The 7435-nt window shown below is 58.4% G+C and carries 3 protein-coding genes; 2 read left to right on the top strand and 1 reads right to left on the bottom strand.

The features are described 5' to 3' along the window. Positions 1-276: 276 nt before the first annotated feature. Entirely contained in the window at positions 277-4425 is a 4149-nt protein-coding gene (locus F475_RS27235) for a CheR family methyltransferase (RefSeq protein ID WP_111455181.1), read from the top strand. A 1-nt stretch (position 4426) separates the two neighbouring features. On the opposite strand, the gene F475_RS27240 is transcribed toward F475_RS27235, so the two are convergent. Further along, positions 4427-4966 carry a hypothetical protein gene (locus F475_RS27240; RefSeq protein WP_086944554.1) on the bottom strand — a complete coding sequence of 180 codons (540 nt, stop codon included), beginning with the start codon at positions 4964-4966 and terminating at the stop codon, positions 4427-4429. Between the two features lie 739 nt (positions 4967-5705). Here F475_RS27240 and F475_RS27245 point away from each other — a divergent pair. Further along, positions 5706-7435: VCBS domain-containing protein (locus F475_RS27245; RefSeq protein WP_218281490.1), on the top strand; the 1730-nt coding region annotated here is incomplete at its 3' end.

Here is a 7435-nt window from a genome sequence, read left to right on the forward strand (position 1 = left end):
TATCAAGCAATTTCGCACAATCGCGTGATGAGCTTTACCGGCCGCCAGCGATGAAATCACAACGGCTTGTCGCGTTATCGGCCAGTAGTCGCGTTCCCTTGAAGCAGCGGGAGTGCAATCGTTCCTTTTACTGCCAAAAGATCATACGGCTACGCATAGACGCGCTAAATATTTGAAGGTGTTATTGAAAAACGGGATTATCCTGATTTATTGAAATGCGCTAATTATTGTCCGCTTGAACCCAATACGCTCTAAATCGCCGGCAAAGGCCAGGAAATGACCACCACCCCCAAGCACTCGGCCACGGCTCCCGAGCGAAAGGCCCTGACCCTCAGTACCCTGGATTTTCCAGTGGTGGGCATCGGTGCGTCGGCTGGCGGGCTGCAAGCCATCAAATTGTTTTTCGAGAACATGCCTAACGACAACGGCATGGCGTTTGTGATCATTCTTCACCTGTCGCCCGACCACCAAAGCGTCGCAGACAAGATCATCCAGGAATCGACCCGGATGCCGGTTCTGCAGGTCACCGAAACCGTACCTATCGAGAAAAACCGGGTCTATGTCATCCCGCCGGCGCGGCGACTGGTGATGAATGGCAATAACCTTGAGATAATTGAAAACGACCCACAACTGGGACGCCATGCTTCGATCGATCTGTTCTTCCGCGACCTGGCGCAAGTACACCGCGAGCGCGCCTTCTGCCTGGTGCTCTCGGGCAGCGGTTCCGACGGCGCAGTCGGCCTGTCGCGTATCAAGGAACAGGGCGGCATTACCCTGGCCCAGGTACCGGAAGACGCCGAGTTCGACGGTATGCCTCGGGCGGCCATCGAAACCGGCATGGTCGATCTGGTATTGCCCGTAGCAGACATGCCGCAAAAGCTGCTGGACCTGTGGCACAACTCCCGGGAAATCAGCTTGCCCGCCGCCAATGATCCGGAACTGCAATCCTTCGCCTCTGTAGCCGAACGTGATGCCGTGCTCGCCGAACAAATGCTGCACGACATCCTGATCCAGTTGCGTACCGGCACCGGTCATGACTTCAAGCACTATAAACGCGCAACGGTATTGCGGCGGATCGAACGCCGGATGCAGGTCACGGCCCAGCCCGACTTGGGAGCTTATTACCGCTACCTGCTAAGCAATCCCGAAGAAACCAAGGCGCTGCTGGGGGACATGCTGATCGGCGTGACCAACTTTTTCCGTGATCGCGAAGCCTTCGAAGCGCTGGAGCGGGATGTCATTCCGCAACTGGTCAGCGCCGCGGTTTCGGCGCAGCCTGAAAAGGAAGAAATCCGGGTCTGGTCGGCTGGCTGTTCCACCGGCGAAGAAGCCTATAGCCTGGCGATGCTGGTCAATGATCAGCTGCAACAGGAAGCCAGCAAGGCCTCACTGCAAGTTTTCGCCACCGACATCGACGAGCGCGCCATCAGCTTCGGCCGGGCCGGCCTGTACCCGCAAGCCATCGTGACGGATGTGCCGCCGACGCGGCTGCGGCATTACTTCATCAAGGAAGATGAGCACTATCGGATTCGCAAGGAAATCCGCGAGAAGGTGCTGTTCGCCAAACACAGCCTGCTGTCCGATCCACCCTTCTCGCAAATCGACCTGATCGTGTGCCGGAACCTGTTGATCTATCTGGATCGCGAAGTACAGCGCGAAATCCTGCAGATGTTCCACTTCGCCTTGCGCCCCGGCGGTTTTCTGTTCCTCGGTTCCTCCGAAAGTGCAGACGCTTGCCATGAGCTGTTCACGCCGGTGGACAAACGCAACCGGATCTTCCGCGCCAAGACTGGCACCGCCAATAGCCGACGCACGCCGACCGTGCCGCGCGGTGGTTATGTGCGCTCCAATATTTCCCATCAGGCACCGCAACACGCCGTGCAGCGCAAACTGTCCTTCGCCGACATCCACCAGCGCGCCCTCGAACGCGCGGCCCCGCCGAGCATGATCGTCGATGCCAACGCCGACATCCTGCACATGAGCGAAAGTGCCGGGCGTTTCCTTCGGCATGTGGGCGGTGAGCTGTCACGCAACCTGCTGACTCTGATCCTGTCAGAGCTGCGCCTGGAAATCCGCACCACGCTGTTCCAGGTCCAGCAGAGCGGCCTGGCCGTGAAATCCCGCGAGGTGCCGGTCAAGCGCGAAGAGCGGCATTACAAGGTCAGCCTCGAGGCGCAGCCTTACAAGGATGAAGAGGCGGACGGCGAGTTCATTCTGGTGATTTTCGAGGAAGTCGAAGTCGATCCTTCGCAAGCGACGGCCAAGACCCTGCTTCAAACCGAAAGCCAGGTGCTGTCCAATCTTGAGCGTGAACTGCAACGCACCAAACTGCACTTGCAGGACACCATTGAACAATCGGAAATTTCCAGTGAAGAACTGAAAGCTTCCAACGAAGAAATGCAGGCGATCAACGAAGAACTGCGCTCGGCCACCGAAGAGCTGGAGACCAGCAAGGAAGAGCTGCAATCGATCAACGAAGAGCTGCTGACGGTCAACTACGAGCTGAAAACCAAAGTCGAAGAAACCGACAAGATCAACGACTACCTGACCAACCTGATCGCCTCCACCGACATCGCCACGGTGTTTGTCGACCGCAGCATGCGGATCAAGTGGTTCACTCCGCGTGCCACCGATATCTTCAGCATGCTGCCGGTGGATACCGGCCGCTCCCTGCTCGACATCACCCATCGCCTGCACTACGACGACCTGGCGAGTGACGCGGCATCGGTGTTCGAATCATTGAACATGATCGAACGTGAAGTCAGCAGCACCGACAAGCACTGGTACATCGCCCGCCTGCTGCCCTATCGCTCCAGCGAAGACCGTATCGACGGCACCGTGCTGACGTTCATTGACATCACCAAACGCCGCGAGGCCGAAGAAGAACTGCGCCTGGGTGAAGAACGCATGCGCCTGGTGGCCGAAAGCACCCGCGACTACGCGATCATCACCCTTGATGAACAAGGCGTGATCACCACCTGGAACAAAGGCGCCGAACTGATCTTCGGCTACAGCAAGGCTGAGGCCGAAGGCGCTTACTACGACTTCATTTTTTCCGCCGAAGACCGCGCCTCCGGCGTGCCTGAATCCGAACTGCTGGGGGCTCGCACCCATGGCCGTTCCGAAGATGAACGCTGGCACCTGCGCAAGGACGGCAGCCGCTTCTATTGCAGCGGCGAAGTGACCTTGCTCAGCGGTGACAACCTTCGCGGCTACGTGAAAATCGCCCGGGACCTGACCGGTCACAAACGCCAGCATGAGGAACAAAGCCAACAACTGGCCGAGACGCTGAACACCAATTACCTCAAGGATGAGTTCTTCGCGGTCATGTCCCACGAACTCAAGCATCCTCTGAACCTGATCCAGCTCAACGCCGAACTGTTGCGGCGCTTGCCGGTGACCAAGTCGGTGGCGCCGGCCGCCAAAGCCGTCAACACCATCTGCGATGCTGTCAGCAGCCAGGCGCGGATCATCGACGACCTGCTGGATGTCGCCCGCGTGCGCACCGGCAAGCTCAAGCTCAAGCCTATCGCCGTGGATCTGGCCAGTGTGCTGCGCGATATTTACACCGTCGTCCTCAACGACCAGCACAGCACCACCGTCGAGCTGCATGTGCCTTCGGAGCCGTTGATGGTGCGCGCCGATCCGACGCGCCTGGAGCAGATCATCTGGAACCTGGTGAATAACGCACTGAAATTCACCCCGCCCGACGGCCGCGTGCAATTGATCGCCAGCCTGGCCGAGAACATGGCGCGGCTGGACGTCAAGGACAATGGCACCGGCATCGCGGCAGAGAACCTCGAACACGTATTCGACCTGTTTGGCCAGGCTGAAACACAGCACGCCAACCACCAGCGCGAAGGGCTGGGCATCGGTTTGTCACTGGTGCGCCAATTGACCGAGGCGCAACATGGCACGGTTGAAGTGAGTTCGCCGGGCGTTGGGGAAGGCTGTACCTTCACTGTCTATTTGCCCCTGGCCAGTAGTGAAGGCAAAACCCAAACCACAACGCCAACCGATGAGGTATCAGGAAAACTGAGCGGCCTGACGATTCTGCTGGTCGACGACTCCGCCGAGGTACTGGAAACCCTGAAGATGCTGCTGGAAATGGAGGACGCCGAAGTCGTTGCCTTCGATCATCCGAAGGACGCTCTGGATGCGGCTGCAAACAGCCACTTCGACCTGATCATTTCGGACTTGGGCATGCCGGTCATGAACGGCCATGAACTGATGCAAGCATTACGTCAGTTGCCGCATGTCAAGGATGTGCCGGCCATTGCCCTGACTGGCTATGGCGCTATCAGCGATATTAAAAAGGCTCGTCAATCGGGCTTTGACCAGTACATTGGAAAACCGGTGTCCTACGATGACCTGATCGCGACCATCGAGACCCTGCGACAGCCCCGGGCATCAGGTTCTGAATAGCTCAGCGTAAATAGGCGCGTTGTACACAGACGCGCCGGTCAATCGCCTGCTTCAGTCGCTCCTTGTGGTCCGCCCAGACCCTGGGATCGACTTTGGGCGCGCGCATGAGGTCAAGCATGGCCGCTTTGGCGGTCAGGTATTCCGACCACGCATCTTCACAGCTGAGCTTGAAACGCTCACGTTCGTTCATTTCCATCCGCCGCAGCGCCAGTACCGACTCATCGGTGATGACCGTGCCGAGCGTCAGTTGCACCCGATGAGGTGCAACGAAGGCCTGCGTGCCCGCGACGATCTCGCCCGCTCGTAGAGCGCCCCACTTCAACGCCGCACAGTAAGTCTCATCGCGGCCCCTGTCGTGAAACTCCTCACACAGCATGATCCCACGGGCATCGTAAACACCGATGAACACCTGGGTGATTCCCTCATGACCCACGCGCGCCCGCACTTCCACTTGTACCCCGTCACCGAGCACTTCTTCATGGGTGCGGTGAGGCAAACGGGTGTCGGTCCATAACCAGAACTGTGCACCTCTGTGTCGCATTGCTTGGCTCCGTGAGTGGAGTCAGAAGTAAGGCACAGCAATAACGGACTTTCCACGTAAGTCGTCAGGTGGTTCGAGCAAGAAAAAAACCGCCAGGGGAATGCTCTGACGGGCTTTTTTAACCGCTGACGCTGCAATTTTAGAGTTTCCTTGTACTGGAATTATGCAGCCAGCCCTTGCCGCATAAGGGTTTCAGCTCATTTGAGGTGCACCACTATTGAGTGCCTGCGGTCACTTCGCCAAAAACAAATCGACATAATATTGACACCAAAACACCCACTTGTCGGAATATTGGCACATCGTACTGTTACCTGCGCTTAACACCTTTACAAAGCCTGACCCCACAACTAAACACCTATCAAACTGATATCAGGAAAGGCCGTATCCCTGAATCAGTGCTGTACCAAAATACGGCCTCATCCAGCCATTACTTCAGGAGTCCCTTCACTATGGGCGCTCTCAGGATACTGCGCGCCACGCGCAGCGCAGCCTCAGGCTTGGGCCCACGTTCGCCCGACCGCTCCTGCGATTCGCTCCTCAAGTACGGCGAGTTTCTTCACCCCCGCGAGACCAGCGCCCCTCTGCCGGCAGCACCTGTCCCGTCAAGCCCAGACGGTCGACGATGTCCGGTAGCCGCCCCGTACCGCTCCTGAACACTCTGAGCGGCGCAAGCACGGGACTTCGTCCTGTTAGCAGTCCCTGGCAATTCCAATAAAAAAAGCATTCTCGGGAGAAAGACATGGCTACCACCACCACGACCAGCGGCGGCACCGTAACTTCGTTTTCCAATACGCCGCAGGCGCAGGACGACATTTTCACTACAGGTGTCATTGGCACGAGCAACGTGACCATCACTGAAGACCTGCAGGGTGTCGTGTACCTGGATGTCATGTCCAATGACCTGGGCGGTAACGCAAAGACGCTCTGGTCAGTTGATAACGCGACCAGCCTTTCTACTGCCACCAAGGTTTATGCCCCGGCCGATCTGCTGGTCCAGGACACGAGCAGAATTGAGGCGACGAGCACCGACACCAGCCTCAACGGGGCAAAAATCTGGATTACATCGGATGGCAAAGTCGGCTACGACGCCGCTACCTTATCGACTGCTTTCAAGACGCAACTTCAGGAGCTTGCTGCCGGAGCGTCCCTGGCAGACAGCTTTACGTATGCGATTCGTCTCGGCAATGGCACCCTCAGCTGGGCCACTGCGCAAGTGCAATTTGCCGGTATGAATGACAGTGTGACGATGAACGTCAGCGTGCAGGCTGGCACGGTGACCGAAGATGCGCCCACAACGCCGAGCACTACCGATTCGCTGAGTACGACGGGCACGATTGCATTTAGCGACGTCGATCTGAGCGACACGCATACCGCTTCATTCGTGGCGGCGGGAGGCAATACCACAGCGCTGGGCAACTTCAGCCTTGCCTCTGTCATTGAAGCGGCCAATGCGGCCAACGGCACCGTTAACTGGACTTACACCGTGAACAATGCGGCAGCCCAGTACCTGGCCCAGGGTCAGACAGCTACCGAAACCTATGTGGTCACCGTCAATGATGGGCATGGTTCGTCGACAACGCAAAATGTGATCATCACCATCACCGGCACCAACGACCAGGTGCACATCACCAGCGGCGTGCAGACCGGCGATGCCAAGGAAGACAGTGGCGACTACGCCGCCAACGGCAGCATCACCTTCACCGACGCCGACCTGATCGACACCCACAGCGTCACCGTCACACCGGGCGCTTCCGGCTACCTGGGCAGCTTCACCACAGATCCACTGCACGACAGCACCGGCACCGGTAGCGGTTCGCTGGGCTGGCACTTCGCGGTAGACAACGCCGCCGTGCAGTTCCTGGGCGAAGGCCAGATCCTCACCCAGACTTATAACGTGGCGATCGGCGACGGCACGGTACAGACCGTGACCATTACCATCACCGGCACCAACGACCGGCCGACGCTGACGATTGCCGACACCACCGGCGCCATGAGCGAAGGCAACGGTACGGCCACACTGAGCGACAGCGGCGCACTGAGCTTTGCCGATGTGGACAACATCGACGTGGTGACTGTGTCGCACACCTCCAACGGCAACATCGCCTGGAGCGGCGGCACGCTCGATGCGGGTGTGGCCTCAGCACTGGTCGCCGGGTTCTCGGTTGATCACAACAGCTGGGACTACAGCACCAACCAGAACCTCGATTTCCTCGGCGCGGGTGAAACCGTCACCTTCTCGTACACCGTGGTCGCCACCGACAACAGCGGCGCGGCTAACGCTGCTTCGACGACCCAGACCGTGACCATCACCATTACTGGCAGCAACGATGCACCGGTGCTCAGTTTCGCCAACGGCAATGATGTGGGCGCCGTGCAGGAAGACACCACCCTCAGTGTCAGTGGCCAGTTCAGTTCAAGCGACATCGATCATGCAGCCACCGCCACCTGGTCGATCAATGGCTCGGCAAC

Origin of the sequence: Pseudomonas sp. URMO17WK12:I6, from assembly GCF_003253625.1 — a bacterium.
Lineage (GTDB): Bacteria > Pseudomonadota > Gammaproteobacteria > Pseudomonadales > Pseudomonadaceae > Aquipseudomonas.

Coding starts and splice junctions, on each gene's coding strand:
- F475_RS27235 (WP_111455181.1), top strand. CDS start 277: ATGACCACCACCCCCAAGCACTCGGCCACGGCTCCCGAGCGAAAGGCC.
- F475_RS27240 (WP_086944554.1), bottom strand. CDS start 4,966: ATGCGACACAGAGGTGCACAGTTCTGGTTATGGACCGACACCCGTTTG.